The organism is Streptomyces sp. NPDC002130 (assembly GCF_040296465.1).
GTDB lineage: Bacteria > Actinomycetota > Actinomycetes > Streptomycetales > Streptomycetaceae > Streptomyces.
On record NZ_JBEOXI010000676.1, the window covers coordinates 1 to 1,738 of the forward strand.

Consider the following 1,738-nt stretch of genomic DNA (forward strand, 5'->3'; position numbering starts at 1 on the left):
CACGTCGAGTGTGTGGTTCGCCGTTTGGGTGAGGTTGACTCGGAAGGTGCTCATGCTCACCCCTCCTCGGCCGCAACGAACGGGGCGAGGTTGGGATGCCCTATGCGACAGACGGCGTATGACCCGTCACAGCCCAGCCACTCCGAGTTATCCGCGCGACGCACCCACTGGAACCCCTGGACGTCTTTGACCTTCCGCACGGTCGGCGGCACGTCGTTTAAGCGCTGCCATTCGGTTTCGTTGGAGGAACGCGGGATAGTGTCACCTCCGCAATTCGTGCAGTACGGGGCGGGTGGCACGTTCAGCTTGCAGGCTGGGCAGTAACGTGGCGGCGGTTCAGCAGGAGCGGAGTTGGTCGGCGAATCAGTATCGGGGACAAGCCGATACCAATCCCCATTCGCACTGCATGCCTCCTTGATCAGGGCTTCGCGAGTCTCGATCGCGCCAGTCCGAGCGTTATGCCATTCATTGTCCGCGCCGAAGTAGTACGTGGCCCAACCGATTCGGACCACCTCACCAAAGGCATCTGCCGGGAACACACGACCCGCACGGGCCTCCGCCTCAGTAGGCTCAGCGCAGACGGGCTCAATGTGGTGATGTGCAGTGTGCCCATCTCGACGCGTGCATTGACGAGCGTCGCCGCTCTCGGTTTCCGCATAGAAGTCGCAACGCTCCTCCTCAGCAGGTTCGGTTGCCGGGAACAGGGCGCGGAGACGGGCTTGCGCATCGAGCACAACCTTGATCACATCGAGCACAACCTTGATGTCCTGCGAACCATTCAGGCCGAGCACCGTCCGCATGTCTTTCACCTGTTCGGCGGTGAGTGTCATACCGCCGGCAGGGACGAGACGGCCAGCCGCGGTGAGATGCGCAAGAACAACCGCGGCCACTTCCTCCCATTGCGACCACCGATCGCATGTCGCGGAGAGCTCTTCGACGAGGGCTGCAGTTTCAGGGGCATGCGTGGTGACATCAGCTGCATCGGCACGCATCTCGGAGACTGCGGCTGCCATCTCCTGGCTGATCCTTGTGAACTTCTCGATTCGACTCTCAGTCATTTCGTACTCTGTCCGTCGTAGTTGATGGTTATCTACCTCGACACTAGACACTGGAGGTGTGCAGCGCCGCTTGTCGATTCACTCAGGGCTCAACCGTGCGCTCACGATCCCGACGAATGCAGCGAGCGTCGTACGCCAGCGCCCACAGCATCACCCGGCCCCGCGCCCGCTGCTTCACGCGCAAGTAATGCCACCGCGCCAACTCCGCGTAGTACCTCACGACAACCACCCCGCATCCTCACGGTCCTCGACGTACTGCCCGCCGGGCGGATCGTCATACGCCGTGGTGAGCGCCGCCCGTACTGTCTCGGACGACGCCGCAGCCAGATTCGCATCCCGTCTCGCGCGCCAGTCCTCCCAATCCCAGCCAGCGCCCGCGTCGATGACGTACTCGGTACTCTTCACCGGTACGCCGTCCACGAACACGTACACATCCGTCGGGCCGTCCGGATCTCGGACGACAATCGTTTCGATCTTCGCGCTCATTCGCCTGCCACCTCTCCGTTCCGCACGATCAACGCCGTGTAGTCGTACACATCGACGTCGATGTCTGCGCGCGACTCCGCGTCGATGTCGATCGTCACGACACCGGAATCGTGCACGTACAAATGCACATTGACCCGCTTACTCAGATTGGGGTCGCCAGCCGGAATGAGCGACACAACTGCCTCATTCTCGTT

The 1,738-nt window shown here is 61.9% G+C and carries 3 protein-coding genes; all 3 read right to left on the minus strand.

All coding sequences use genetic code 11. The annotated features are described in order from the left end of the window. Nucleotides 1-56: 56 nt before the first annotated feature. Entirely contained in the window at nt 57-1,013 is a 957-nt protein-coding gene (locus ABT116_RS44335) for a hypothetical protein (protein WP_351646551.1), read from the minus strand. Nucleotides 1,014-1,274: 261 nt separating this feature from the next. Beyond that, a complete protein-coding gene (locus tag ABT116_RS44340) occupies nt 1,275-1,544 on the minus strand; it encodes a hypothetical protein (protein WP_351646553.1) in 270 nt (89 codons plus the stop codon). Continuing rightward, nucleotides 1,541-1,738: hypothetical protein (locus ABT116_RS44345; protein WP_351646555.1), on the minus strand; the 198-nt coding region annotated here is incomplete at its 5' end. The genes ABT116_RS44345 and ABT116_RS44340, both read right to left, overlap by 4 nt.